General features: G+C 63.8%; 23 protein-coding genes. 18 read left to right on the top strand and 5 right to left on the bottom strand.

Annotation, left to right across the window (positions count from 1 at the left end; translation table 11 throughout):
• Positions 1–22: 22 nt before the first annotated feature.
• Together IG197_RS16235 and IG197_RS16240 are read left to right on the top strand one after the other, a co-directional pair.
• On the top strand, positions 23–835 hold the full coding sequence (locus IG197_RS16235; RefSeq protein ID WP_192313339.1) for an ABC transporter ATP-binding protein: 813 nt from the start codon (positions 23–25) through the stop codon (positions 833–835).
• A gap of 97 nt (positions 836–932) precedes the next feature.
• A complete protein-coding gene (locus tag IG197_RS16240) occupies positions 933–1364 on the top strand; it encodes a heme-binding protein (RefSeq protein ID WP_192313341.1) in 432 nt (143 codons plus the stop codon).
• Positions 1365–1514: 150 nt separating this feature from the next.
• Here IG197_RS16240 and IG197_RS16245 read toward each other — a convergent pair whose 3' ends face one another.
• Complete coding sequence (locus IG197_RS16245) at positions 1515–3323, bottom strand: HAMP domain-containing methyl-accepting chemotaxis protein (RefSeq protein ID WP_182575702.1); 1809 nt, start codon at positions 3321–3323, stop codon at positions 1515–1517.
• Positions 3324–4119: 796 nt separating this feature from the next.
• Here IG197_RS16245 and IG197_RS16250 point away from each other — a divergent pair.
• Genes IG197_RS16250 through IG197_RS16280 form a run of 7 tightly spaced genes read left to right on the top strand, consistent with a single transcriptional unit; the run spans position 4120 to position 10904 of the window.
• Complete coding sequence (locus IG197_RS16250) at positions 4120–4263, top strand: hypothetical protein (RefSeq protein ID WP_157096981.1); 144 nt, start codon at positions 4120–4122, stop codon at positions 4261–4263.
• A gap of 59 nt (positions 4264–4322) precedes the next feature.
• Entirely contained in the window at positions 4323–5291 is a 969-nt protein-coding gene (locus IG197_RS16255; protein ID WP_154387000.1) for an ABC transporter permease, read from the top strand.
• Between the two features lie 17 nt (positions 5292–5308).
• Positions 5309–6259 (top strand): ABC transporter permease, encoded by a 951-nt coding sequence (locus IG197_RS16260; protein WP_067956282.1) that lies wholly within the window; start codon positions 5309–5311, stop codon positions 6257–6259.
• A 5-nt stretch (positions 6260–6264) separates the two neighbouring features.
• Positions 6265–7458, top strand: a complete 1194-nt coding sequence (locus tag IG197_RS16265; RefSeq protein ID WP_192313343.1) for an amidohydrolase family protein — start codon at positions 6265–6267, stop codon at positions 7456–7458.
• The gene (locus IG197_RS16270; RefSeq protein ID WP_192313345.1) at positions 7455–8951 is read left to right on the top strand and encodes an amidohydrolase family protein; all 1497 of its coding nucleotides are present in this window, start codon (positions 7455–7457) and stop codon (positions 8949–8951) included. Before IG197_RS16265 ends, IG197_RS16270 begins: the two co-directional genes overlap by 4 nt.
• A complete protein-coding gene (locus IG197_RS16275; RefSeq protein WP_192313348.1) occupies positions 8944–9927 on the top strand; it encodes an ABC transporter ATP-binding protein in 984 nt (327 codons plus the stop codon). Before IG197_RS16270 ends, IG197_RS16275 begins: the two co-directional genes overlap by 8 nt.
• Positions 9924–10904, top strand: a complete 981-nt coding sequence (locus tag IG197_RS16280; RefSeq protein WP_192313350.1) for an ABC transporter ATP-binding protein — start codon at positions 9924–9926, stop codon at positions 10902–10904. The genes IG197_RS16275 and IG197_RS16280 overlap by 4 nt, the downstream gene beginning before the upstream one ends.
• A gap of 16 nt (positions 10905–10920) precedes the next feature.
• Here the strand turns inward: IG197_RS16280 and IG197_RS16285 are convergent, their stop codons facing one another.
• Positions 10921–11598 carry a GntR family transcriptional regulator gene (locus IG197_RS16285; RefSeq protein ID WP_192313353.1) on the bottom strand — a complete coding sequence of 226 codons (678 nt, stop codon included), beginning with the start codon at positions 11596–11598 and terminating at the stop codon, positions 10921–10923.
• 137 nt (positions 11599–11735) lie between these two features.
• Between IG197_RS16285 and IG197_RS16290 the strand changes: the two genes are divergently transcribed.
• Both IG197_RS16290 and IG197_RS16295 read left to right on the top strand, forming a co-directional pair.
• Positions 11736–12371, top strand: a complete 636-nt coding sequence (locus IG197_RS16290; protein WP_192313355.1) for a flavin reductase family protein — start codon at positions 11736–11738, stop codon at positions 12369–12371.
• Between the two features lie 11 nt (positions 12372–12382).
• On the top strand, positions 12383–13129 hold the full coding sequence (locus IG197_RS16295) for an aspartate/glutamate racemase family protein (RefSeq protein ID WP_192313357.1): 747 nt from the start codon (positions 12383–12385) through the stop codon (positions 13127–13129).
• An 88-nt stretch (positions 13130–13217) separates the two neighbouring features.
• Here the strand turns inward: IG197_RS16295 and IG197_RS16300 are convergent, their stop codons facing one another.
• Positions 13218–14693 (bottom strand): amidohydrolase family protein, encoded by a 1476-nt coding sequence (locus IG197_RS16300; protein ID WP_192313359.1) that lies wholly within the window; start codon positions 14691–14693, stop codon positions 13218–13220.
• Between the two features lie 193 nt (positions 14694–14886).
• On the opposite strand from IG197_RS16300, the gene IG197_RS16305 reads away from it, so the two are divergent.
• Complete coding sequence (locus IG197_RS16305) at positions 14887–16455, top strand: ABC transporter substrate-binding protein (protein WP_067956292.1); 1569 nt, start codon at positions 14887–14889, stop codon at positions 16453–16455.
• Positions 16456–16573: 118 nt separating this feature from the next.
• Positions 16574–18052 carry an amidohydrolase family protein gene (locus tag IG197_RS16310; RefSeq protein WP_192313361.1) on the top strand — a complete coding sequence of 493 codons (1479 nt, stop codon included), beginning with the start codon at positions 16574–16576 and terminating at the stop codon, positions 18050–18052.
• A 55-nt stretch (positions 18053–18107) separates the two neighbouring features.
• Here the strand turns inward: IG197_RS16310 and IG197_RS16315 are convergent, their stop codons facing one another.
• Positions 18108–19022, bottom strand: coding sequence for a LysR family transcriptional regulator (locus IG197_RS16315; protein WP_246765163.1), 915 nt, complete (start codon positions 19020–19022; stop codon positions 18108–18110).
• Between the two features lie 260 nt (positions 19023–19282).
• On the opposite strand from IG197_RS16315, the gene IG197_RS16320 reads away from it, so the two are divergent.
• From IG197_RS16320 to nadE, 5 genes are all read left to right on the top strand, one after another.
• Positions 19283–20188: a transporter substrate-binding domain-containing protein gene (locus IG197_RS16320; protein ID WP_192313363.1), complete on the top strand. Its 906-nt coding sequence runs from the start codon at positions 19283–19285 to the stop codon at positions 20186–20188.
• Positions 20189–20193: 5 nt separating this feature from the next.
• Complete coding sequence (locus IG197_RS16325) at positions 20194–21162, top strand: amino acid ABC transporter permease (protein ID WP_192313365.1); 969 nt, start codon at positions 20194–20196, stop codon at positions 21160–21162.
• Complete coding sequence (locus IG197_RS16330; protein ID WP_371746464.1) at positions 21162–21932, top strand: amino acid ABC transporter ATP-binding protein; 771 nt, start codon at positions 21162–21164, stop codon at positions 21930–21932. The genes IG197_RS16325 and IG197_RS16330 overlap by 1 nt, the downstream gene beginning before the upstream one ends.
• 48 nt (positions 21933–21980) lie before the next feature.
• A complete protein-coding gene (locus tag IG197_RS16335; protein WP_192313367.1) occupies positions 21981–23174 on the top strand; it encodes an amidohydrolase in 1194 nt (397 codons plus the stop codon).
• A gap of 206 nt (positions 23175–23380) precedes the next feature.
• On the top strand, positions 23381–24199 hold the full coding sequence (nadE, locus tag IG197_RS16340) for an ammonia-dependent NAD(+) synthetase (RefSeq protein ID WP_192313371.1): 819 nt from the start codon (positions 23381–23383) through the stop codon (positions 24197–24199).
• 130 nt (positions 24200–24329) lie between these two features.
• Here nadE and IG197_RS16345 read toward each other — a convergent pair whose 3' ends face one another.
• The gene (locus IG197_RS16345) at positions 24330–25556 is read right to left on the bottom strand and encodes a cyanate transporter (RefSeq protein WP_067956305.1); all 1227 of its coding nucleotides are present in this window, start codon (positions 25554–25556) and stop codon (positions 24330–24332) included.
• Positions 25557–26001: the final 445 nt, after the last annotated feature.

Here is a 26001-nt window from a genome sequence, read left to right on the forward strand (position 1 = left end):
TATCGCAGTTCGGGAGGACATCATGTCGGCTACGGCGACCATCGAGGCGAACAAGGGTGGCGCGCAGCCGGCCGCCCAGCCTCTGGCCAACCACATCGAAGCCAAAAGGCTGAACAAGCACTTCGGCAAGGTCGCGGCGCTCGAAGACATCAATTTCGGCATCCGCAACCAGGAATTCGTCTCGGTGCTCGGGCCGAGCGGCTGCGGCAAGAGCACGCTTCTGCGCATCATTGCCGGCCTGATCCCCTATGAGAGCGGCACGGCGACGATCAGGGGCGAGGCGATCCACTCGCCGCGACCTGACATCGGCGTGGTCTTTCAGACCAACAACATGCTGCCCTGGCTCACCGTGCGCAAGAATGTCGAGCTCGGCGCCCGCATCCGAAAGATGCCGGCGCAAGCCCGCGACCACGCGGTCGACAAGGTGCTGGAGGTTTTGTCGCTCTCAAAGTTCGCCGACGCCCACCCGCACCAGCTGTCGGGCGGCATGCGCCAGCGCGCCTCGATCGGCCAGGCGCTGGTGCTCGATCCGCCGATCCTGCTCATGGACGAACCCTTCGGCGCGCTCGACGCGCTGACCCGCGACAAGCTCAATGTCGAGCTGCTGCGCATCTGGCAGGAGCACCGCAAGACGGTGATGCTGATCACCCACAGCATTGCCGAGGCCGTGTTCTTGTCCGACCGCGTGCTGGTCATGGCCGACCGGCCGGGCAAGATCATCGAAGAGGTGGTGATCGATCTGCCGCGTCCGCGCGACGCCGCCGCCACCCGCGCGCTGCCGCAGTTCGGCGAATATGTCGCCTATCTCGGCAAGATCATGGGCGTGACGAAGTAGTCACCTCGCCGGACACTGACGGCATTTCGATCGCACTCTCGCGGCTGCCACTGGCTGGCGGCCGCTTTTTTTGACCCAGAATTTCCGAGGAAACCACATGACTGAACTGACGCTTTCCATAGCCAACACCATCATCGCTGCAGCCTTCGAAAAGGGCGCCGAGGCGAAGATGAAGCCCCTGACAATTGCGGTGCTCGACGCCGGTGGGCATCTGAAGGCCTTCCAGAAACAGGACGGTGCGTCGCTGCTGCGCTACGAGATCGCCGCGGGCAAGGCCTATGGCGCGCTGGCGGTCGGCATGGGGTCGCGCTGGCTCGACCAGACCGCGAGGGAGCGGCCGCACTTTGTCGAGGGGCTCAATGCCGTCTCCGGCTGCAGGATCGTGCCCGTTCCGGGCGGCGTGCTCGTGCGCGACCAGGCCGGCAAGCTCCTCGGCGCCGTCGGCGTCACTGGTGACACGTCGGACAATGACGAACTCGTGGCCGTTGCTGGGATCGAGGCGGCAGGTCTCAGGCATCAGGTCGAGTGATGGTCTGAACGAGCCATCGAGGCGACGGCGAGGCGGTTCGTCATAGCCGCCAGCAAGGTCGCCGATTCTGCCAAGTGTCTTCAACGTTAGTTCCGGCGCAGCCTCTCCGGCGATTTGCCGGAGAGGCTGTTGCGGTTCAGCTGTGGGCTGTCAGGCTGCGCGACGCTGGCTCTGAGGTGGCGAAGTCTCGGCAAGCGCGAACTGCGCGATCAACTGGCGCAGCCGGGCGGCCTCGCCGGCAAGCGTCACGCTGGCGGCGGTGGTCTCCTCGACCATGGCGGCGTTCTGCTGGGTGACCTGGTCAATCTGGTTGACCGCGGTATTGACTTCGCCGAGGCCGGTCGACTGCTCGTGCACCGAGGTGGCGATCGCGTCCATGTGCTGATTGATGGTCACGACATAGGTCTCGATGGTCTTCAGTGCCTCGCCGGTTTGCCGCACCAGCTTGACACCGGCTTCGATCTCGACGCTCGAATTGCGGATCAGTTCCTTGATTTCCCTGGCCGCCTTGGCCGAGCGCTGCGCCAGTTCGCGCACCTCGTGGGCGACGACGGCAAAGCCCTTGCCAGCATCGCCCGCCCGCGCCGCCTCGACGCCGGCGTTGAGCGCCAGAAGGTTGGTCTGGAAGGCGATCTCGTCGATGACGCCGATGATGTTGGAGATCTGGCCGGAGGCTTCCTCGATCCGGCCCATGGCCTCGACCGCGTTCCCCACCACAGCGCCCGACTGGGCGGCGCTGGCATTGGCCCGCATCGCCACGGCACGCGCCTCGTCGGCGCGCTTGGCGGAGTTGGAGACATTGACGGTGATCTCGTCGAGCGCGGCGGCCGTCTCTTCGAGCGACGCTGCCTGCTGTTCGGTGCGGCGCGACAAGTCGTCGGCGCTGACGCTGATCTCGCGGGTTCCGTTGTCGATCGATCCGGCCGACAGGGTGATGGCCGACAGCGTGTCGCCGAGCTGGCCGATCGCGGCGTTGAGATCATGGCGCAGCGGCTCGAAATCCGGCGCAAAGGCTTGATCGAGCTGGAACGACAGGTCGCCCGAGGCAAGCCGGCGCAAACCGGCCGCAAGCCCCGATGTCGCTTGCTCCAGTCGCGCCTGGGCTGCGGCTTCGGCTTCCTCCGTCAGGCGGATGCGGTCGCTCTCGGCCCGTGCCCGCGTGGCTTGCGCCTCCTCTTCCATGCGCCGGTTGGCAATGGCCGCCTGGCGGAACACCTCGACCGCTCCGGCCATATCGCCGATCTCGTCGCGGCGCCCGGAATAGGGAACTCCCGTCACCGTGTCGCCGGACGCCAGCCGGCGCATTGCCTCTTGCATGCGCTTGAGTGGGGTCGTGACGCCGCCGATCACCAGCCAGACCGAGAAGGCAACGATGGCCAACGAGACGACCGCGAGCGCGCCCATCCACAGGACGATGGTAGATTTCAGCTCGTTTGCGGCGGCAAATTCCTCCTGCGCCACGCGAAGCTGGAGCGAGACCAAGTCGCTGATGGGCGTGGCAAGCGGATCGATCGTCGGATAGAGCCGCTCGCCGACGAAGCGATCGAGGGCTGCCTGATCCTTTCGCGCGATGATACCGACCAGAGTGTCGATCTCACTTCTCGAACTCTCGCGAAGCCCTGCGAACCCGTCGGCCAGCGCCTTTTCATCCGATGTCATCGTCGTTGACGCATAGGCCGTCCAGGAGCGGTCGATGGCATCGATGGCGACACGCAACGCCTTTTCGCCTTCCGCCCAATCGAGCGCGCCGCTTCTGACCTTGTGGGCCGTGTCGACGATGTTGACGGCATACATGTCCGCGACGGTCTTCAGATGGGTCATCGGCTCGACGCGATCGACGACAATGGTGCGGGTGCGCTCCGACACTGATTGCAGCGCCAAAAAGGCGGTGCCGCCTGAAATCAGCAACAAAGCGGCGAGAAGGGCGATACTGGCAATGAGCTTTAATCTAATCGTCATGACGGGGTTCCGGCTCGATTTGATATCGCTCAGTACCGCGCCGCAGATTGCAACTTTATTAAACTGTCATGTATCGGCACCACAAAATTCTCTATCGCAATGCGGGAATAATTTCGAGATGCCGCAACCAGGGCGATTTCAAAAGAACTGGTCGATACATTTTTTTGTTTATACTTCAATTCAACGAAATAAATCAGTGTTGATGCGCGCTTGGTCATCGAAGCGCGACATGCAGCGTCCAAGGCAGGCAAAGAACAATCGCCCGACGACACTCCATGTGAGGGGGCGTTGTTGCAGAATTTACGTCGTCGGACTTGGTTTGCCGGGCTTTGGCGATTGACGGACCGAGCGATGTCTCGGCCGATCTTCCAGAGCAGGCGGGAGATCCCGGCGATGTTCGATGAGCGCCTCGGACGCTCTCCGCTTTATGCGGCTGCAAGCACCGGTGGCCGGCAAGAAGGTGGGGCTTGGGCGCAGATCTTTTCAAAGATGCGGCAGCATGCCAGTGGCTGGGCCGACCTGCAAGCAGGCTGACGACACCGCCATTGGTCCGGCTGTCGGCCGCTCATGGCTGGTTTGAGCCGTCTGTTGGCAAAAATAAAGAAGATTGTCGACAATATGGTTGACATGTGTGTTGCGACTTCGTAGCTTTTGGCACGCAGGCGGCAATCGGCAAGGCAGTGGAGGTGCAGCCGGTTGATGCGGCGAGCAGATTGGCGGCCCCGAGCCGCCATCGCTTCATGAAAAGATCCCCGCCAAAGGGGGCTGGGGCAAAACGAAGTGGTGGAGAACTCACATGTTCAGGAAGCTGATCCTCGCGGCAGGCCGCGGGCTTTTCGACGCCTTGCCATGCGGAGCCCCTCAAGAGGATCTCCGCGCTGATATCGCGCAGCTTACCGAGAACAAGCCGCACCACCGGCTGACTCATTTCGCCCAGTAAACACCACGTGGAGCCGGCGCAGCAGGCGCTCCGGCTCCGTCCACCCCGCGAGGCTCCACATGCTGGTCTTCACTATAAGCCGCATTGCCAATGCCATCATGGTCATGCTGGCGGTCGCCATGCTCGCCTTCCTGATTTTCCGTCTCGCCGGCGATCCGGTCGAGCTCATGGTCACCGAACAGACGACGCAGGCGGACCGTGATGCCATTCGCGAGCGGCTGGGTCTCGACGACGGCGTTGCCACCCAGTTTGCGCGCTTCGTCGCGAATGCGGCACAGGGCGATTTCGGCATCTCCTACCGCAATGGCCAGGACGTGCTGACCCTGATCGGAGAGCGCTTCCCGGCGACGTTGGAGCTTGTTCTGGTGGCGACACTGATCTCGCTGGTCGTCGGCCTGCCGCTCGGCGTGCTGACCGCGATCAAGCGGGGGAGATGGTACACGGAGTCGCTGCAATTCCTGTCGATCGTCGGCGTGTCGCTGCCGAGCTTCGTCGTGGGCATTCTCCTGATCCTGGTGTTTTCTGTCATCCTCGGCGTGTCGCCGTCCTTCGGTCGCGGCGAGGTCGTGCAGTTGGGATGGTGGTCGACCGGCCTTCTGACGCCGTCCGGACGCGCGGCGCTGATCCTGCCGGCGGTGTCGCTGTCGCTCTACCAGATCACGCTGATCATGCGCCTCGTCCGCGCCGAGATGCTTGAAGTGCTGCGCTCCGACTATGTCAAGTTCGCCCGCGCCCGCGGCATTCCGCGCTGGCGCATCTATTTCCGCCACGCGCTGCGCAACTGCCTGATGCCGGTGGTGACCATGACCGCGATGAACATCGGCTCGCTGATCGCCTTCGCGCTCATCACCGAGACTGTCTTCCAGTGGCCGGGCATGGGCATGCTGTTCATTCAGGCGGTGACTTTCCTCGATATCCCCGTCATGGCCGCCTATCTCTGCATCATCTCCTTCATCTTCGTCGCGCTGAACACGCTGGTCGACATCACCTATGCCGTGATCGATCCGCGCCTGCGTGCCTCGCACTGACAGCTGGAGTCCAGTCGATGACGACAGACGTTACCAAAACCGGCGCTGCCGCCCGTCCCGGCCTGCTCAAGCGCATCCGCAATAGCGATGTCTGGTGGTCCTTCACCCGCAGCAAGTCGGCGATGATCGCCGCCGTGATCCTGGCCGTGCTGGTGTCGGCTGCGGTGTTTGCGCCGCTGATCGCACCGCAGAACCCTTATGATGCTGCCCAGCTCGATATGTGGAAGGCCGAGCTTCCGCCGATCTGGGAGCCAACGGGTGAGTGGCCCTACCTGCTCGGCACCGACACGCAAGGGCGCGACATGCTGTCGGCCATTCTCTACGGCACGCGCATATCCATCGTCATCGGCCTCTTCTCGGTGGTGCTGTCCTTGCTGATCGGCATGACCGCGGGCCTGTGCGCCGGCTTCTTTGGCGGTGTCGTCGACAATCTCTTGATGCGCTTCGGCGACATCACGTTGTCGATCCCGACGATCCTGATCGCCATCCTTGTGTCGACCGTCGTGCGCCAGATGTTGCCGGATGACCTGCGCGAGATCGGAGCCGCGGCCGTGCTGGTGTTCGCGATCGCGCTGTCGTCCTGGGTGCAATATGCGCGCACCGTGCGTGCACAGACCATTGTCGAGCGCAACAAGGAATATGTTCAGGCGGCTCGCCTGCTGAAAGTGCCCGCTCGTCGTATCCTGGCGCATCACATCCTGCCCAACACGCTGACGCCGGTACTGGTCGCCGCCACGCTGAACTTCGGCATGGCGATCCTGACCGAGGCGACGCTGTCGTTCCTTGGCATCGGCATGCCACCCGGCCAGCCGTCGCTCGGAACGCTGATCCGCATTGGCAACCAGTTCCTGTTCTCCGGTTCGTGGTGGATCGTGCTGTTTCCGGTGATCCAGCTCTGCCTGCTCGTCGTCGTCGTCAACATTCTGGGTGACTGGCTGCGCGACCTGCTCAATCCGAAACTGAGGTAAGCGTGATGACCAACCTGTTGCTTCGCAACGTTCGTCCTTATGGCGGTGCGAATTCCGATCTGCTGATCCGCGACGGGCGGATCGCCGGCATTGGCCGTTTCGAGCCAGACCCCGGCATGCCGGTCGAGAATGGCAAGGGCGCCATCGCCATTCCGGGCCTGATCGACGCGCATACCCATCTCGACAAGACCACCTGGGGCATGCCCTGGCACGAGAACAATCGCCGCGCCGTGCTGCGCGAGCGGATCGATTTCGAGCGCGAGCACCGCATCGAGATCGGCATCGACCCACATCGCCAGTCGATGCGCCATGCCATCGGCCTCGCCGCCCATGGCGCGACGCATATCCGCAGCCATGTCGACATCGATCCGGTCCACAAGCTGGCGCTCGTCGACGGCATCATGGAAACCCGCGAGAAGCTGAAAGGCTTCATCGACATCGAGATCGTCGCCTTCCCGCAGTCGGGCCTGATGGTCATGCCGGGCACGCTGGAACTGCTCGACGAGGCACTCAGCCAGGGCTGCGAGGTTCTTGGCGGCATCGATCCCTGCGGCATCGACCGCGACCCCAAGGGCCAGCTCGACGCGCTCTTCGCCCTGGCGCTGAAGCACCAGTGCCCGATCGACATTCACCTCCATGAGGCGGGCGATCTTGGCGCCTTCACCATGGAACTGATGTTCGAGCGCATCCGCGCCAACGGCATGCAGGGCAAGGTTGCGATCAGCCACGCCTTTGCACTCGGCATGAACGACTATCTGCGCGTCGGCCAGCTGATCGAACAGATCGCCGAACTCGACGTGGCGATCCTGACCACGGGTGCGCCGTCGGCCACCGTGCCGTCGATCATGCGCCTCAAGCAGGCAGGCGTCCGCGTCGGCGCCGGCTGCGACGGCATCCGCGACACCTGGGGCCCCTGGGGCCAGCCCGACATGCTCGACCGCGCCAAGGTGGTCGGCATGAAGAACGGCCTGCGCTCGGACATCGAGCTGGCGCATGTGTTGCACGTCGTCTCGCAGGGCGGCGCGGATGTCATGCGCATCGAGGGCTACGGCCTCGCCGAAGGCTGCAACGCAGACCTGACCCTGCTGACCGGCGAGACGCTGGCCCACGCCGTGGTCGATGTCGCGCCGCGCCCGCTGGTCGTCAAGGGCGGTCGCGTCACCGCGCGCAACGGCCAGGCCACGGTGGAAATGCCATGACAAGACAGGTTCTCGACACGCTCGAACTCGGCAAGCGTCCCGAAGGGCGCACGCTCATCACCGCCGCCTGGGTGCTCGGTCACCGCGATGGTGGCCACCGGCTGATCCCCAATGGCCAGGTCGTCATCGACGGTGGCGAGGTGATCTATGTCGGTACCGATTTTGCCGGCGAGGTCGCCCGCCGCATCGATTTCGGCAATGCACTTGTCAGCCCCGGCCTCATCGATCTCGATGCGCTGTCGGATCTCGACACCACCATCCTGGGCATCGACCACCATCCGGGTTGGGCCAAGGGCCGTGTCTGGCCGCGCCACTACGTCGAAGCCGGCCCCTACGAGATGTATTCGCAGGAGGAGTTGGCCTTCCAGAAGCGTTTTGCCTTCGGCCAGCTGCTGCTGAACGGTATCACCACGGCCGCGCCCATCGCCTCGCTGTTCTATCGCGAGTGGGGCGAGACGGTTGCCGAGTTCGACGCGGCGGCCGATGCGGCCGGAGAGCTTGGCCTGCGCGTCTATCTCAGCCCGGCCTATCGCGCCGGCGGCATGGTGCTTGAAGAGCCGGGCCGCATGGAAGCAGTGTTCGACGAGAAGCGCGGCCTCGCCGGACTGCGCGACGCCGTCGACTACATCGGGCGGCAGAACGGTCGCCATGGCGACCTGGTGCGCGGCCTGCTGGTGCCGGACCGTGTCGAGACCTGCACCGAGGAGCTGCTGCGCCAGACGCAAGCCGCGGCTGCAGAACTCGGTTGCAGGATCCGCCTGCACATGGCGCAGGGCTCTATGGAAGTCGACACCGTGCGCAAGCTGCATGGTGCGACAGCACCTGTGTGGCTGGCACGCGCCGGTCTGCTCAACGACCGTCTGATCGCGCCGCATGCCACCAACGCCACCGAGGAAGACCTCGGTCTCTATGCCGAGAACGGCGTGTCGATCGTGCATTGCCCGCTGGTTTCGGCCCGTGGCGGCAGCACGCTCAACTCGTTCTCCAAGTGCAAGGAACGTGGCATCAACATCGCGATGGGCACCGACACGACGCCTGCCGACATGCTGATGAACCTGCTTGTCGGCCTGATCGCCTGCCGCATCAACGACCGGGCTCCGGACCGTGTCCGGAGTGCCGATCTGTTCGACGCAGCGACACTCGGCGGCGCCAAGGCGCTTGGCCGCGACGACCTGGGCAAGCTGATCTCAGGCGCGCGCGCCGACATCGCCGTGTTCGGCCTCGACGACGCGGTCATGGCGCCGTCTATCGATCCGATCACCACGCTGGTAACCGGCGGATCGGGCAAGGTCACCCAGGCCGTGTTCGTCGACGGGCGCCTGTCGATGCGCTTCGGCGAGGTTGCCGGCATCGACATGAAGGCCGCGCGCCAGCTTGCGCAGCGCCAGTTCGACGGTCTCATCGCCAAGTATCCGGAGCGCAGCTGGGGCAACCCGCCTGTTTCGGAAATCTTCCCGCCCAGCTATCCGATAGAGGTCAACGACAATGGCTGAAGCCGAGAAGGCAGTGCTTGAAGTACGCAACCTCAAGGTCGAGTTTCCCGGCCGCCGCGGGGTTGCCACCGCGCTCTCCGACGTGAGCCTGTCGATCCGACCCGGCGAGATCCTCGGCGTCGTCGGCGAGTCCGGTGCCGGCAAGTCGATGACGGGCCTGGCGATCCAGGGCCTGCTCGAGCGGCCGGGCCGCATCGCCGAAGGCGAGATATGGCTTGGCGATCGCCGCATCGACCAGCTCAACGACCGCGAGATGGAGACGATCCGCGGCCGCGAGATCGGTGCGATCTTCCAGGACCCGCTGACTTCGCTCAACCCGTTGTTCACCGTCGGTGCACAGCTGACCGAAACCATCCGTCAGCATCTCGGCATGGGCAAGGCCGAAGCCAGGGCACGGGCGATCTCGCTGCTCAAGGATGTCGGCATTCCTTCGCCGGAGGATCGCTTCGGCCAGTATCCGCACCAGTTTTCGGGCGGCATGCGACAGCGCGTGGTGATTGCGCTTGCGCTGGCCGCCTCGCCCAAGCTGATCATCGCCGATGAGCCGACCACCGCGCTCGACGTGTCCATCCAGGCGCAGATTACCTCGCTGCTGCGCAAGTTGTGCAAGGAGAAGCAGACGGCGGTGATGCTGGTGACGCATGACATGGGCGTCATTGCCGAGACCGCCGACCGCATTGCGGTGATGTATGCCGGTCGCCTCGTCGAGATCGGACCTGTCGCCGAGGTGCTGCATGCGCCCAAGCACCCCTACACGCGGGGGCTGATGGCTTCGATCCCCGCACTCGGCGCGCGCGTCAAGCAGCTGAATCAGATCGACGGCTCGATGCCGCGGCTCGACGCCATTCCCGATGGCTGCGCCTTCAACCCGCGCTGCAAGGACGCCGGGCCACGCTGCTCGCGTGAACGGCCGGGTCTCGTGACTTCGGGCAACGGGGCAAGCGCTTGCTGGATGAATGCAGGAGGAACCGCATGACCGCGATGACTTCACACAAGACCTCGGCGCTGAGCGTCAACGGGCTGATCAAGACATTCGACGTGTCGGCGCCGTGGCTGAACCGCGTGGTCGAGCGCAAGCCGCGCCAGTACCTGCAGGCGGTCAACGACATCAGCTTCGAGGTGCCGTTGGGCGGTTGCCTCAGCCTGGTCGGCGAAAGCGGTTGCGGCAAGTCGACGGTCGCCCGCCTGGTGACGGGCCTCTACCGGGCCAATGGCGGCGAGATGCGCTTCGCTCCCGGCGAGGACGGCAAGCCGCTGGCGGCCCAGATGATCTTCCAGGATCCCTACGCCTCGCTCAACCCGCGCTGGCGGGTGAAGAACATCATCGCCGAGCCGATCCGCGAGCTTAAGCTCAGGAACACGGCGGCGGAGATCGAAGAGCGCGTGGTGGAGCTGCTGAAGACCGTCGGCCTGTCGGCGTCGGACGGCGACAAGTTCCCGCACGAATTCTCCGGCGGCCAGCGCCAGCGCATCTCGATCGCGCGTGCGCTTGCCGGCGAGCCGCGCTTTCTGGTCTGCGACGAGCCGACGTCGGCACTCGACGTCTCGGTGCAGGCGCAGGTGCTGAACCTCATGCGCAAGTTGCAGGACGAATTCGGCCTGACCTATTTGTTCATCAGCCACGACATGAGCGTGGTCAGGCACATGTCCGACCGCATTGCGGTCATGTATCTCGGCCGCATCGTCGAAGAGGGGGAGACGGAGGCACTGTTTGCCAAGCCGCGCCATCCCTACACGCAGCTGCTGCTCGAGACGATCCCCAACGTCAAGGATCCGCACCGGGATCGCGTCGTTGCAGGTGGCGAGGTGCCAAGCCCGCTCAAGCCGCCGTCGGGCTGTCCGTTCCATCCGCGATGCCCGATGGCCACCGCACGCTGCTCATCCGAGCTCCCGGCGGTGCGCACGCTCGCGGGTGGAACGCGCGTGGCATGTCACCTCGTGACCGATGAGTGACGATGAGGGATGCGGGTTACGCCAAGGCGGCCTTGAGGTCATGCGACATGTCGCGGACCTCCCTGAGGTCCAGCTCGGACTCGACATGGTCGAGATGATGTTGCATCAGCCGCGAGGCCTTTTCGACGTCGCCGGCGGCAATGGCCTCGACGATTTCGTCATGTTCGTCCGGCCCGCAATTGAAGCGCGCGGTGTTGCGATACACGGCGGTGATCAGCGAGGTGCGCGAGATCAGGTCGCGCATCATGCCGAAGAGGAAGTCCGAACCGGAGAGCTCGGCGAGCAGGAGGTGGAAGCCACCGGACAGCTTGATGATGTCGGTGGTGGCGTCGTTGGCGTTTGCGACCCTTTCGCGCGCGACATGGCTGCGCAACCTGACGACGTCGGCCTTCGACCGCGAAGTGCAGATACGCTCGATGACGCAGCGCTCAACCGATCGGCGCACGAAGAACACCTCCCGGGCCTCGTCGACGGACGGCTGGCACACGAAAGCGCCGCGATTGGGGATGATGGTGACAAGCCCTTCGCGCTCGAGCGCGGTCAATGCCTGGCGAATGCGCGCGCGGCTGACGTCGAAGATTTCGGCCAGTTGGCCTTCCTTGAGCTGGACGCCCGGACGCAGCCGCCGCTCGGCAATAGAAAGCCATACTTTTTCGACGATCTGTTGTGTCGAAACGCTTGCTTGTTCGGTCATGAAGCGCTGCCTCCTGCGATGGCCGACATTCGTCATGGACACTTAAAAGTCAACATTCCAATAAATTACCCGAACCCCCCTTTGCGGACAATCCAGCATAAAATTGTGTACCAAGCGGTTCGGGTTTGAGAGGGCATATGGAGTTCGATTTCACCAGGCTGGAGATGGAAAGCCGCTATCGCCTGCTGACCAATTTCATTGGTCCGCGGCCGATTGCGCTCGTCACCACCCGCACGGCCACGGGGCGCAGCAATGCAGCCCCGATGAGTTTCTTCAACGTATTCTCCCATGAGCCGCCGATCGTCGTGCTGGGTATCCAGCCGCGTCTTTCCGGCGAGGACAAGGACACGGTGGTCAATATCAGGCGGAGCGGCGAGTTCGTGGTCAATATGGTCGACATGGCCCTGTCGCAGCAGATGCTCGTCTGCGGCCTGGGCTTCGAAAGCGATGTCGACGAACTTGAAATGGCAGGGCTGCCCACCGCTCGCGGCGCCCAGATCGACGTCGACTACGTGACCAACGCACCATGCGCATTCGAATGCCGCGTCGAGCGGCTGATCGAATATCCACGCCGCCTGCTCGTGCTGGGCGAAGTCGTGCACATGCATGTGCGCCGCGACTGCCTCGACGAGGCGGGACGGTATGTAAACCCCGAAGTCTACCAGCCGATCGCCCGGCTTCACGCAGACAACTACATCACTTCCGACCGCCAGTTCGTGCTGAAGGCACCGACGATCGCGGATGTGCTCAAGGCAAACGAACGCGGCGAGTAGGATCCAGCAAAGTGCATATCCGCCTGATCAATCCAAATTCGACCGCTTCCATGACCAACCAGGCACTGGAAAGCGCGCTGCGCGTTGCCAATGCGGCGACGCATGTGAGTGCCGTCAACCCGACCAGAACACCTGTCAGCATCGAAGGCAGCGCCGACGAGGCGCTGGCGGTGCCGGACATGCTGTCGGAAATCCGCAAGGGCGAGGGTGAGGGCGTCGACGCCTATGTCATCGCCTGCTTCGACGACCCCGGCCTGCATGCCGCCCGCGAAGTCGCCAAGGGGCCGGTCATCGGCATCTGCCAGGCTGCCGTGCAGGTGGCGATGACGATCAGCCGCCGCTTCTCCGTCGTCACCACGCTGCCGCGCTCGGTGCCGATCATCGAGGACATCGTCCAGGCCTATGGTGCCGGGCACCATTGCCGCGCCGTGCACGCCATCGACCTGCCGGTGCTCGGGCTCGAGGAAGACCCTGAGACGGCAGAGCGCCTGCTGATCGAGACGATCGAGCGGGCAAAGCTCTATGACCGCGCCGAGGCGATCATCCTCGGCTGTGCCGGCATGTCGAGCCTGTGCGATCGTCTGGCCAAGGCAACGGGCGTGCCGGTCATCGACGGCGTCACCGCCGCGCTGAAGATCGCAGAGGCGCTTGTCGGCGCCGGCTATGTCACGTCGAAGGTCAACGCCTATGATTTCCCGCGCCAGAAGGGACCGGCGCCTGCCGATGTCGATCTGCAGTTGAGAGCGGCGAACAGCTAGTACCGGAAACGACAAAGGGGCCCTTGGGCCCCTTTGCTTTGGTGGATGGTGGCTGCCTGCTTCGGCAGGCAGCCATCGATGCCCGATCTTACAGAACCGGTGGCGCCGGTGGCACCACCGCTTCCTCGAAGGTGCGATAGAGCTTGCCCCAGGCGGGATCGTGCATGTGTGCCTTAAGGCCTGCCCGTTCGACAAGGGCCTGCGCCTCGCGCTCGCCGAAATCGAGCGCCTGTTCCATGTCGGTGGTCAGCACCTTGCCGCCTTCCATCAGGATCTTGCCGTCGACGATGACGGTGTCGACGTCGCTGCCGAGAACCTGCTGGACCAGCCGGTGAACGACCATCCAGTTCGGCGTCAGATGCGGCTGGCGCATGTTGATGATGGCGATATCGGCTTTCTTGCCGACCTCCAGCGAGCCGATCTCGTGGTCCATGCCGAGTGCTCTCGCGGCGTCGATGGTGATCATCTCGAACATCTTGCCCGGCGGCAGCAAATAGCGGTCGTGATTGTGCAGCAGGTGCTGCGTGTACTGGGCAAGCCGCGCCATCTGGAACATGTCGAAGTGGCGGCTCGGCGAGACGCCATCGGAGGTGACGGCAACCGGCACACCCTTGGAGATCATGTCGAGGATCGGCGTCGAGCGGCCGGGTGGGGCGTGCGTGACGAAGGTGCCGGTCTCGGCAAGAATGTCGACCTCTTCATGTGATATGCCCCAGCAGTGCTGCAGGTGGACGTCGGGTCCGAGGATGGCGTTTTCCTTGTCCTGGAAGGCCATGCGGATCTGGCCGGCGAAGGCGTCGGAGTGGATACGAACGCCCCATTTGCGGGCGGTTTCGCGCACGCGGCGGGCCTGCATGCGGTCATTGTCGGTGAGCTTGACCGCCCGGTCCGGTGTGCTGGCGTTGGACGGATCGAGCGACGGCACGATGGTGAAGGGCGTCAGGAACACCTTGATGCGCCCGTCGGCGCTGCCGTTCAGCTCCTGGATCGTTGCCTCTGCGCCCTCGATCATCTGCTCGAAGGGGATGTGTCGGCGTTCCGGCTTGCCGCTTTCCCAGCGTGTGACCGGATGCGGCCAGGGCAGGCCGGCCGGGCCGACGCAGATGATCTCGCGCAGGCCGATCTCGCCATAGGCCTTGGCATGGTTGCTGGCAAAGACCGGATCGTCGCTGCGCGGCATCGACGCGATGATGCTGACACCTGTCGTGACGCCGGCGCGCAGGCGCTCGAGGCCCGATACCAGGCCGTCGGCATACCAATAGTCGCGCGTCATGTAGTGGTAGTAGGTCGGGGTGACGATCTGCATCCACATCGAGTTTGTGTCTGCTCCGATGCTGCGGATCAGCACGTGCCCGGCATGGCCGTGGGCGTCGATGAGACCGGGGATGATCAGCTTGCCACGGCAGTCGACAGCCTTCTTGTCCTGATGCCGTGGTTCGAGCTCGCTCGCCGAACCAATGTCGACAATCCTGTCATCCCTGATCGCGATTGCGCCGTCTTCGATGATGCGCCGATCGGGGTCGACGGTGACGATGGTTCCGTGCAGCAACAGCAGATCGCTCATGCGGTTTTTCCTCCATTTCCGCTGGCCACCGGCCTTCTGGCAGCCCCATCGGTTGGCTCGACGCCGCATGGCGCCAGCGTGACCCGACGTAATTTTGCTACCGATTCAGCGAAATTGCGTCAACAAGATTGTTGACAATCCTGTCGATCAGATCGATGGTGGGTTCCAGCAAGCGCGATCCTTGGGAGGTAAAATGTCTCGCTTTAAGAAACTCATTCTCGGTGCCGTTGCAGCAATCGCCATCTCGGCACCGGCCAGTGCCGAAACCCTGCGTTGGGGCGGCCGCGCCGATATCTATTCGCTCGATCCTGATTCGATCGCGTCGACGTTCAACCTGTCGTTCCTCAACCACATCTATGAGGGCCTGGTTCGCTACGACGCCAACTTCAAGATCGAGCCGGCGCTGGCGACCAAGTGGGAGCTGATCGACAACAAGGTCTGGCGCTTCACCCTGCGCCAGGGCGTCAAGTTCCACAACGGTGCCGACTTCACCGCGGACGACGTGATCGCCTCGCTCAACCGCGTCACCGATCCGGCCTCGCCGCTGCGCGGCAACATCCCGCTCTACGTCAGCAGCAAGAAGGTCGATGACCACACGGTCGACATCGAGGTCTCGGCGCCGACGTCGCTGTTCCTCAACGACATGACGAACATCTTCATGTTCAGCGGCAAGTGGCTGAAGGACAACAACACGGAGAAGCCGACCGCCGTCGACACCAAGACGGAAGGCTTCGCCACCCACAACACCAACGGCACGGGCCCCTTCAAGCTCGAAAGCCGCGTCGCCGACAGCAAGACCGTGCTGCTGGTCAACGATCTCTGGTGGGATGAGAAGAAGCACAATCTCGACCGCATCGAATACATGCCGATCGCCTCGCCGGCGACCCGTGTCGCAGCACTGCTGTCGGGCGAAGTCGACCTCGTCGACTCCGCGCCGATCCAGGATTTGCCGCGTCTCGAAAGCACGCCCGGCCTGACGGTGCTGAAGAAGCAGGAGTTCCGCACGGTCTTCCTCGGCTTCAACCGCAAGGAGAAGCTGGAAGACGGTCGTCCCAGCCCGTTTAACGACGTGCGTGTACGTCAGGCCGTCGAGGCTGCGATCGACCGCGACCTGATCAATGCCAAGGTGATGCGCGGCCTCGCCCGTCCGTCCGGCTCGCTGATCGCGCCTGAGATCGCAGGCTATGCCAAGTCGCTCGACACCTACAGCAAGGCCGATCCGGAACGCGCCAAGGCGCTGCTCAAGGAAGCCGGCCAGGAAGGCCTGAAGTTCACCTACATGTGCTCCAACGACGAGAGCATCAACGAGGAGGACTTCTGCGCCGGCATCGCCAACATGCTGAAGCGCGCCGGCTTCGACGTCTCGATCGACATTGCGCCGCGCGCCGTCCAATCGCCGAAGCGCACGCAGGGCAAGGCCGACATGTTCAACCTGAGCTGGGCCAACGAGCCGACGCTCGACGCCTACTCGATCCTGGCCCAGGTGCTGTCGACCAAGAACGACAAGGTCGGCGTCTCGAACTATGGCGGATGGTCGTATCCGGAGCTGGACAAGCTGGTTGCGCAGGCCGTGCAGGAACCTGATGTCGCCAAGCGCCTGGCGCTGGAAGAAGCAGCCCTCAAGATCGCCAAGGACGACACGATCCTCGTTCCGCTGCACCAGCAGCCGATCGCCTGGGCGACGCAGGCCAAGGTCAAGAGCGTCGACTTCCGCTCGGACAACAAGCCGCGCCACTGGCTGACGCAGATGGCCGGCGACTAAGCCCAGCCAAACCGTAACTCCCAAGAAGACCTGGGCGCTTCATCCTGAAAGGTGAAGCGCCCTTTCTTTGGCAGCGCCCGCTCGCCGGCAGGCGCGACGACTTCAGACTGGATTGGCGATGACACGTCCCGAAGAGCTGACCCTTGGCCAGCGGCCGGCCGGCCGTACCCTCATGACCGCCGACTGGCTGCTTGCCTACAACGGCGAAGGGCATTGCCTGGTGCCGCGCGGAGAGCTGGTGGTCGAAGGGGGCGAGGTCATCTTCGCCGGCCGCCGCTTCGATGGCGAGGTGGCGAGACGCATCGACTTCGGCGCAGCCCTGATCAGCCCCGGCCTGATCGACCTCGATGCGCTGTCCGACATCGACACCTATGTGCTCGTCCACGACAACCAGCCCGGATGGGCCAAGGGCCGCATCTGGCCGCGCTCCTATGTCGAGCGTGGACCCTACGAGATGTATTCGCCCGAGGAATTGGCCTTCCAGAAGAAGTTCGCCTTCGGCCTGTCCTTGCTCAACGGCGTCACGTCGGCAGCACCTATTGCCTCGCTCTACTATCGCGAATGGGGCGAGACGGCCGCCGAATTCGATGCGGCAGCGGACGCGGCCGGTGACCTCGGTCTTCGCGTGTTTCTCAGCCCCGCCTACCGCTCGGGCGGCATGGTGCTGGAGGCGCCGGGCAAGATCGTGCCTGACTTCGACGAGGCACGAGGGCTGGCCGGTCTCGACGATGCGATAGCTTTCATCGAGCGCCAGCACGGCCGGCATGGCGGGCTGGTCAACGGCATGCTCGCGCCCGACCGGGTCGAGACCTGCACGCTCGAAGTCCTGCAGCGGACGATGGCTGCGGCGCGCGATCTCGATTGCCGGGTGCGGCTGCATATGGCCCAGGGCAAGCTCGAGCTCGACACCATGCACAAGCTGCATGGTGTGTCTGGGCCGCGCTGGATGGGCGATCATGGCCTGTTGAGCGAGCGACTGATCACCCCGCACGGCACCCATGCCTCGCTCGACGACCTGAAGCTCTATGCCGAAAACGGCGTCTCTATCGCGCACTCGCCGCTGGTGTCGGCGCGCATGGGCAGCACGCTGAACTCCTTCGCCTCCTGCCGGAAGCTCGGCATCAACATCGGCATGGCAACCGACACGGCACCGCAGGACATGCTGATGAACCTGCTGATGGGACTCGTCGGATGCCGGATCAGCGAGAAGGCATCCGACGCCGTTCTCAGCAAGGATCTCTACGATGCCGCCACGCTGGGCGGCGCCAAGGCGCTGGGCCGGACCGATATCGGCCGGCTTGCCGCCGGCACGAAGGCCGACATCGCGATCTTCCGCCTCGACGACCCCTACATGACGCCGACTGTCGATCCGATCACCACACTGGTGCTTGGCGGCTCGGGCAAGGTCACGCAGGCGGTGTTTGTCGACGGACGCCTGTCGATGCTCGAGGGCAAGCTCGCAGGTTTCGATATACGTGCCGCCCGCGAACGCGCCCAACGGCAGTTCGAAGGGCTGATCGCCAAGTATCCCGACAGAAGCTTTGAGCATCCGCCGGTGTCGGAGATCTTCGCGCCGAGCTATCCAATCCTGAATTGAGCAGGACGGGGCAGTCGGCTGATGCCCGCGCCAGGCGGTTTGCGAATTGTGCTGATCAGCCTTGAATGATGGCGTTGGTCGCGCTGGCGCGCAGGCCCAGCATGGCAGACATCCAGTCGACAAGTTCCTTGATCGGGCCGGTCTGCTCCCAGGAGTAAATGGAGACGGCGATCGGTGGTTCGGTGCCGAACGGCGCGTAAGTCTTGACCCGTCTTCCGGGGGTGGTTGCGACGGGTAGCAGGGTGATGCCAAAGCCAGCCTCGACAGCCACAAGAATGTTCAGAAGGCTGCTGCTCGAGAAGGCGACATACCAGCGGCGGCGTTCCCGTTCGATGCGCTCGAACATCTGGTCGCGGTACAGGCCGCCCGGTGAGAAGACCACCAGCGGCATTGGGTCCGGCCAGTCGCGATCGGAATCGACCGCCTCTAGCCACGCCATGGGCTCGGGGAAGGACGCGCGCGCATCCGCGCTCTGGGCGGGCTCCTTGACCACGGCGATGTCGAACTCGCCATCCCGGTAGCGCCGGGTCAGGTCGCGGCTCAGCCCTGATGTCACGTCCATCCTGATCTCGCGGCGTCCTTGCGCGAACTCCCGGAACAAGGCCGCCATCGGGCCGTCGAAGATGTCTTCTGCCAATCCAATGCGAATGGCCGTCAAGCCTGCAGGATCGCCCAGCGCGGCCTGAGCCTCCTGCTGAAGCGTGAGGATGCGGCGGGCATAGCCTTGCAGGCGCTCGCCCGAGGCGGTGGCGCTGATCGGTCTTGCTTCCCGATCAATCAGCGCATGGCCAACAGTCTCCTCCAGCCTGGCGAGCTGCTGGCTGATCGTCGATTGCGTCAGGTGCAACTGCTCTGCGGCACGGGTGAAGCTGCCCGTGTCGAGGATGCCGATGAAGGCGCGGAGAAGGCGGGGATCGAGCACGTGCTGCCCATTCTCTTCGAATTGAATTTCCGAATGGATATCATCCATCTATTTAATTTTCAAATGCTCTAATTTGAAGCTACTGAGAATTGCTGACTGCCAACGCCTTAGCCATCTCGGACAGATTGGACTGCATGACCAGAGCACGCTCCGACACAGGTCATTTCCGGGTCCGCGCCACGCCTGCCCGCCGTGTCCCTAAGACCACTGCCGAGACCGTAAGCCGATCGTAGCGCAAACACCTGACCGACGTGCGGCCGGAGGAGGCCCACGGTTTATCGGTTGCAACAGACGGAGGAGAAATAGCAATGTCATACCCTTGGAAGCATCGCGTCCGGATGGCCATCGGTGCAGCGGCAGCGAGCCTGACCCTGCTCGGTGGTGCCGCCTACAGCCCGGCTGGCGCCTCGGAGGCCGGGTTCAAGCCGGACGCCCCGCTGGCCAAGCTTGTGCCTGAGAAGTATCGCGAAAAGGGCGTGTTGGTGATTGCCACCCAGCCCGACTTCGAGCCCGCGAACTTCACTCCGATCGGCGAGTCCGCCATCAAGGGCTACAATGTCGACCTCATGGAGGCGATGGCAGCAAAGCTCGGCCTGCCGGTCCAGTGGGACAAGGTGCCCTTCGACCAGATCCTTATCGGCATGCAGAGCAAGAAGTTCGATGCAGCGATCGCGGGCATGACCGACCGCAAGAACCGCCAGGAAAAGGTCGACTTCATCGACTACCAGCTGGCCGGCTCGGTGTTCATGATCGCCAAGGGCAATCCGAAGGGGATAACGGGTGCGGTAAACGGCGGCTGCGGCATCACGATCGGTGACGTCAAGGGCAGCGACGCGCAGCGTCTGGTCGACCTGATGGCCGCGGCATGCACTGCCGAAGGCAAGGAACCGACGAAGCTCGTCTCCTACCCCAACAGCAGCGACAAGAACCTTGCCCTCACCTCTGGCCGCATCGATGCGATGATCTGGCCTGACCTGGCCGTGTCCGTCTTGATGCGCGAGACCGGCGATGTGCTCGACTCCCTGCCGATCGAGTTCGAGCCGAAGGTCTATCTCGGGATGACCTTCAACAAGGAGGAGAGCGCGCTGCGTGACGGCTTCGTCGCGGCACTCAAGGCCATCCATGAAGACGGCACCTATGACGAGATCCTTGCCGACTGGAAGGTCGAAGTCATCAAACTCGAAGACTACGGGGTCAATCTGGCGAAGGACTGACTCTCATGTCGCACCTCAATTTCGAGGGCTCTGAGCAAAGCGAAGTCAGCCCGGTCGTCGCGCACTATGTGCGGCGGCCGGGCGAAGAGCCCGCAACGCAATCTGCGCCTGTGCGCGCCAAGCAACGCATGAAATACGGGCAGATCGTCTCCGCCCTGATTGTCGCGGCACTGCTGTCGATGTTCACGGTTTCCCAGGCCGGCAATCCGAACATGGAGTGGGGCGTGGCTGCTCAATTCATGTTCCATCCGGTCATTCTCGGCGGCGTCGGGGTGACGATCCAGCTGTCCGTGCTCGCGATGCTGATCTCCATCGTGCTCGCCTTTGTCATCGCCTTGATGATGCAGAGCCAGAACAAGGTCGCGAGCGTCATCGGGCGTGGGTATGTCTGGTTCTTCCGCGGCGTTCCGATGCTGGTGCAGGTGCTGCTCTGGTACAATCTCGCGGTGCTGTTCCCGACGATCTTCGGGTACAGCACGAACAGCCTCATCTCAGGATTTTCCGCCGGTCTGATCGCGCTGTCGCTGGCCGAGTCCGGCTACATGGCTGAGGTGATCCGCGGCGGCATGCTGTCGGTGCCGGCCGGACAGATCGATGCGGGAATGAGCCTCGGACTGACCCGCGGCGAGGCGCTTCGCAAGATCGTCCTGCCGCAGAGCATTCGCGTGATCATCCCGCCGACGGGCAACCAGTTCATCGGCATGCTCAAGGCGACGTCGCTGGTCTCCGTCATCGGCGGCAGCGACCTGCTCACCAGGGCACAACTGGTCTATGGCCAGAACTTCAAGATCCTGCCGCTGCTGATCGTCGCGGTGCTCTGGTACCTGCTCCTGGTCACCGTCGCCAGCATCGGCCAGCACTTCCTGGAAAAGCACTTCAATGTGAGCCAGCCGGGGTCGCGCCAGGCGCGCCGGAAGAAGCAACGTCCGACGACCACAAATGTGACCGTCGCCGTGAGCGGAGGGACGGCGTGATGGGTGCGACAAACACGATGCTCAAGGTCGAGGGCGTCAACAAGTGGCTTGGCGAAAACCATGTCCTGCGGGGCGTCGACATCCAGGTCCGCAAGGGCGAGATCGTCTGCGTCCTGGGGCCATCCGGCTCGGGCAAGAGCACGCTGCTGCGCTGCATCAACCACCTTGACCCTGTCGATGGTGGTCTGATCGAGGTGGCGGGCGAACGCATCGGCTACGAGCTTCGCGGCGGCGTGCTCTACGAACAGCATGAGCGCGCCGTCGCCAAGGCGCGCCAGCATATCGGCATGGTGTTCCAGCACTTCAATCTCTTCGGCAACATGACCGCCCTGGAGAATGTCGTCTACGGCCCGGTGCAGATCCTGAAGCGCCCGCGCAAGGAGAGCATCGACAAGGCCGAGAAGCTGCTTGCGCTTGTCGGGATGTCCGAGCGGGCCGATGCCTATCCGAGCCAGCTGTCGGGTGGCCAGCAGCAGCGCGTGGCCATCGCCCGGGCGCTGGCGATGGAACCGCGTCTGATGATGTTCGATGAACCGACCAGCGCACTCGACCCCGAGCTTGTAGGCGAGGTGCTCACCACCATGCGAAAGGTGGCCGAAGAAGGCATGACGATGCTGGTCGTCACGCACGAGATCGGCTTCGCCCGCGAGGTTGCCGACCGGGTGGTGTTCATGGACCAGGGCCGCGTTCTCGAGGACGGGCCGGCGCGCGATGTGCTCGACAACCCAAGGCATGAACGGACCGCGGCATTCCTGCGTCGCGTCCGCTGAGTTTCGGTCCGACCGCGACCGTATGACGACAATTCAAGGACCAACATGATGAAAGACAAGAGTTACGCGCTGTCCAACGTGCGCCCGTGGGGCGCCGAGCCGGTGGACATCCTGATCGAGGGTGACCGGATTGCCGGCATACGCCCGGCCTCGAAGGCGGAAGCCGGCGACGTCGACGGCAACGGCCTGCTTGCCATGCCTGGCTTCGTCAACACCCATGCTCATGTCGACAAGAGCTGGTGGGGCAAGCCCTGGGTCGGCTACACCTACTCCGACCGCCCGACCGTCGAAGGCTGGATCGCCAACGAGCGCGCCCAGCGCGACAAGTATGGCGTTCCGAATGCTGCGTCCTCGGCCGCCGTGCTGCGCCAGTTCGTGCGCAACGGCACGACGGCAACTCGCACGCATGTCGACGTCGACCTGGGCGTCGGGTTGCGTGGGCTGGAGTGCGTCGAGGCGGCAAAGGCCGAGCTCGGCGATGCCATCCAGGTCGAGACCGTCGCATTCCCGCAGGACGGCGTGCTGCGCCGCCCCGGCGTGATGCAGCTGCTCGACGAGGCGGCAAAGGCGGGCGCGGACAATATCGGCGGCCTCGACCCTGGTACCATCGACGGCAATGTCGAGGCTGTGCTGGACGGGCTCTTCGACATCGCCGTGAAGCGCAACGTCGGGCTCGACTTCCACCTGCACGAGTTCGGCTCGCTCGGCGTCTACGAGTTTCGTCAGGTCATGCGTCGCACGATCGATGCCGGCCTGCAGGGTCGCGTCACCATCTCGCACGGCTTCGTGCTCGGCACGCTGCCCCAGAACGTCCAGGAGGAGATCGTCGAGAAGCTCGCGGAAGCGGGTGTTTCATGGACGACGGTTGCCATGGGCGGTACGGCGCCGCTTCCCTGGCAGCAGATGCGGCAACGTTCCGTGCCTCTCGGGCTAGGCACCGACGGCACCCGCGATTTGTGGTCGCCCTTCGGCGATGGCGACATGCTGCGCGTCGCGCATCAGTTCGCACGGTTGAGCGGTCTGCGCCATGACGACAAACTCCTTGCTGCCGTGGAACTGGCAACCAAGGGCGGCGCGCATTTTGTCGGACGCGACGTGCATGACCTGGTCGCGGATTCGCGCGCCGATATCGTGCTGGTCGATGCCGAAAACGTCTCCGATGCGCTGATCCGTTGCCCCCCGCGCAAGCTGGTCATTTCGGGCGGACGCATCGTCGCCCGCGACGGCGACGTGCTGGTCTGAGCCCCTCGCACTCCGAAATGACCAGAACAGGCCGCGTCAGCTTCCCCAGAGGGCTGGCGCGGCCTTGGCTCGTGAAAGTCCGGCAAGTCGGCAATGCCTTCTCCATGTAGGGGCATTGACACTGCCGGTACTTCGCGAATTACCTGCACGAACTGAACTTCTTTCGCCAGAGCTGGCACTGCCACGCCAAACAGGGAGCGAGCATCGTGCTTGAGCTACAGGCTGACATCATCCGGACCCTTGGCGTGGCTTCGGTCTTCGACGCCGATGCGGAGACTGAACGGCGCATCACGTTTCTGGCTGACTATCTCAGGGCATCCGCGATGCGCGCCTATGTCCTCGGGATCAGCGGCGGTGTCGACTCCCTGACTGCTGCGATGCTGGCGCAAGCCGCCGTCCGGCGCCTGCGCGACCACGGTCATGAGGCGCAATTCATCGCCGTTCGCCTGCCCTATGGCATCCAGGCGGATGAGGCCGATGCCCAGACTGCGCTCGATGCGATCGGCCCGGACCGCACGGTGACGATCAACATCAAGCCGGCGGCGGACGCCATGTTGGCGGACGTCCGTCGTGATTTAGGTGACCTCTTCGAGCCGGCCCGGCTGGACTTTCACCTGGGCAACATCAAGGCTCGCCAGCGCATGATTGCGCAATATGCACTGGCGGGTGCCGTGCGCGGCCTGGTGATCGGGACCGACCATGCGGCAGAGGCGCTGATGGGGTTCTTCACCAAGTTCGGCGACGGTGCTGCCGATATCACGCCACTTCAAGGTCTCACGAAGCGGCGCGTTCGGGCGATCGCCGCGCATCTTGGCGCACCGCAGACACTGATCGAAAAGGTGCCTACTGCAGACCTCGAAAACGATGCGCCGCTGCGGCCCGACGAAGAGGTGTATGGCGTGACATACGACAACATCGACGACTTTCTGGAAGGCAAATCGATTGCCGAACCGGCCCGCCACCGGATCCTCGCGATGCATCTGGCGACAGCGCACAAACGTGCCTTGCCGGTCGCGCCGGAATAAGCGCTTGCCGACCCCATTCTTTGTTGAATGCGCTGTTGGTGGTGCTTGTGGCTAGCGGCCAAAAGCGTGCTGCAGATCCATCCTCCGAACCGTGCTTCCGGGCGTCACCGGAAGGCAATGCGCTGTCAAACTAGGCAGCCGCAGAGGGACTGGATCGATATGGTTCGATCGGCTCCATGACCTCGCCGTAACGGCTGGGATCGAAACGGAAATAGACGAGCGCGCTTGCGGTTACGAGCATGGCGTGCATGACCCAGCCGGTCGCGAAACTCCCAGTAAAACCATGCATCAGTGCCATGGCGTAAGGTCCCAGCGCCGCGATCAGGAACCCGCCCCCTTGCATGGCCGCGGCAAGTGCGCCCGCCTGATCTGGGCGGGGCAGATGGTCGAGGGCGGTTACCATGGCGAGCGCGAAGCTGCCGCCGAGGCCCACGCCACAGAGTGCGACCCATAGCCAGGCGCAGGGTGCTGGAAGACATGCCAGGCCCAGGAAGCCTATGATCTGGACGGCGGCCGTAAACAAGAGCCAGGGTCGCCGATCGTTTGCGCCGCGGGCCAGGAAAGGCAGGCCGAAGGCCGAGACCGCCTGGCACAGTGCCATGATGGCTACCAGGTTGCTGCTTTGCGAATTCGTCCAGCCCTGGGCCTGGTAGTAGGGTGCAAGCCAGGCCACCATCGACGAGTAGCCGCTGTTGACCAGCCCGAACGCCGCGATCAGTGCCCAGGTGCGCGGGCGCAGCAGAAGCAGCCTTGTCATCGGCCTGGCAGGTCCCGTCGCTTTCGCATTGGCGAGGACGCGGGAGGCGGCCAGCAACGCCACGAAAACGGGCGCCGCCAGCCAGGCGAGAGCCGCCCGCCAGCTGTATCCTGCATTTGCCAACGCAGGCATCAGCCGCGCGCCAACCGCGCCGCCGGCCATGATCATGGCCGAATACAGTCCGGTGACCGTCGGTACGCTTGCAGGGAAGCGAGCTTTGATGATCCCGGGAAACACGGCCTGGACGAAGGCGACGCCCGCACCGCACAGAATGGCCGTCAGGATCATCGTAGCGTCATTGAAGGCGACGAACCGCAGCAAGGACCCCGCCATCAGCAAGGCGAGTGCTGCCAGCAACCCTTGCCGTGTTCCGACCATGGCCTGAATGGCCGGCGCGACAAAGGCACCGATGCCCATGAGCGCCATCGGCAGCAAAGTGAGCAACGAGATGCCGGCATATCCCATGCCGGTGTCTTCGACGATGGACGGGAGCAGGGTGGCTGGTGCGGTGATGAAGGGTCGTAGATTGACGCCGATCATTACGACGAGGGCGAGCATCGTCCATCGTTGGTTTGTCCACGCAGTCTTGGTCTTGTCCATTTGCGTGGGCTATCCCTCGGCAGCCGAACGTGCCGTCCTGGAGCGGTAGAGGTCGTCGGCGTGTTGATCAGCATCTCGACGATCCTGGCATGCCGTTCGCTGCCACAGGATGATCGCCACATAGGCTGACGGTTAGCCGTTGTGCGCCGCATGCGCCAATTAGATGTTTTCATGGCCAACATGCGCACTCCCAATGGCAGGCATGACCACGCCGCACGACTGGAGCGGGACCATGGGGCGAGGAGATCGAACTTACGGGAAAATCCGCTGTGGTGTGCGGTTCGTTGCGAACGAGTCTCACTCGATGATCTCGCGGCCAGCGCCAAGTTCTCGTCGATTTTCCACGGCGAATTGTTGAGGCTATGCAGAAGTTTACGTTGTATTTCCTTACCAATATGAACAGGGATTTCGGGAACTTCGAAACCTGTGCAGGGGGCTGATGAGT

It is taken from the genome of Aminobacter sp. SR38 (assembly GCF_014843375.1).
Lineage (GTDB): Bacteria > Pseudomonadota > Alphaproteobacteria > Rhizobiales > Rhizobiaceae > Aminobacter > Aminobacter ciceronei.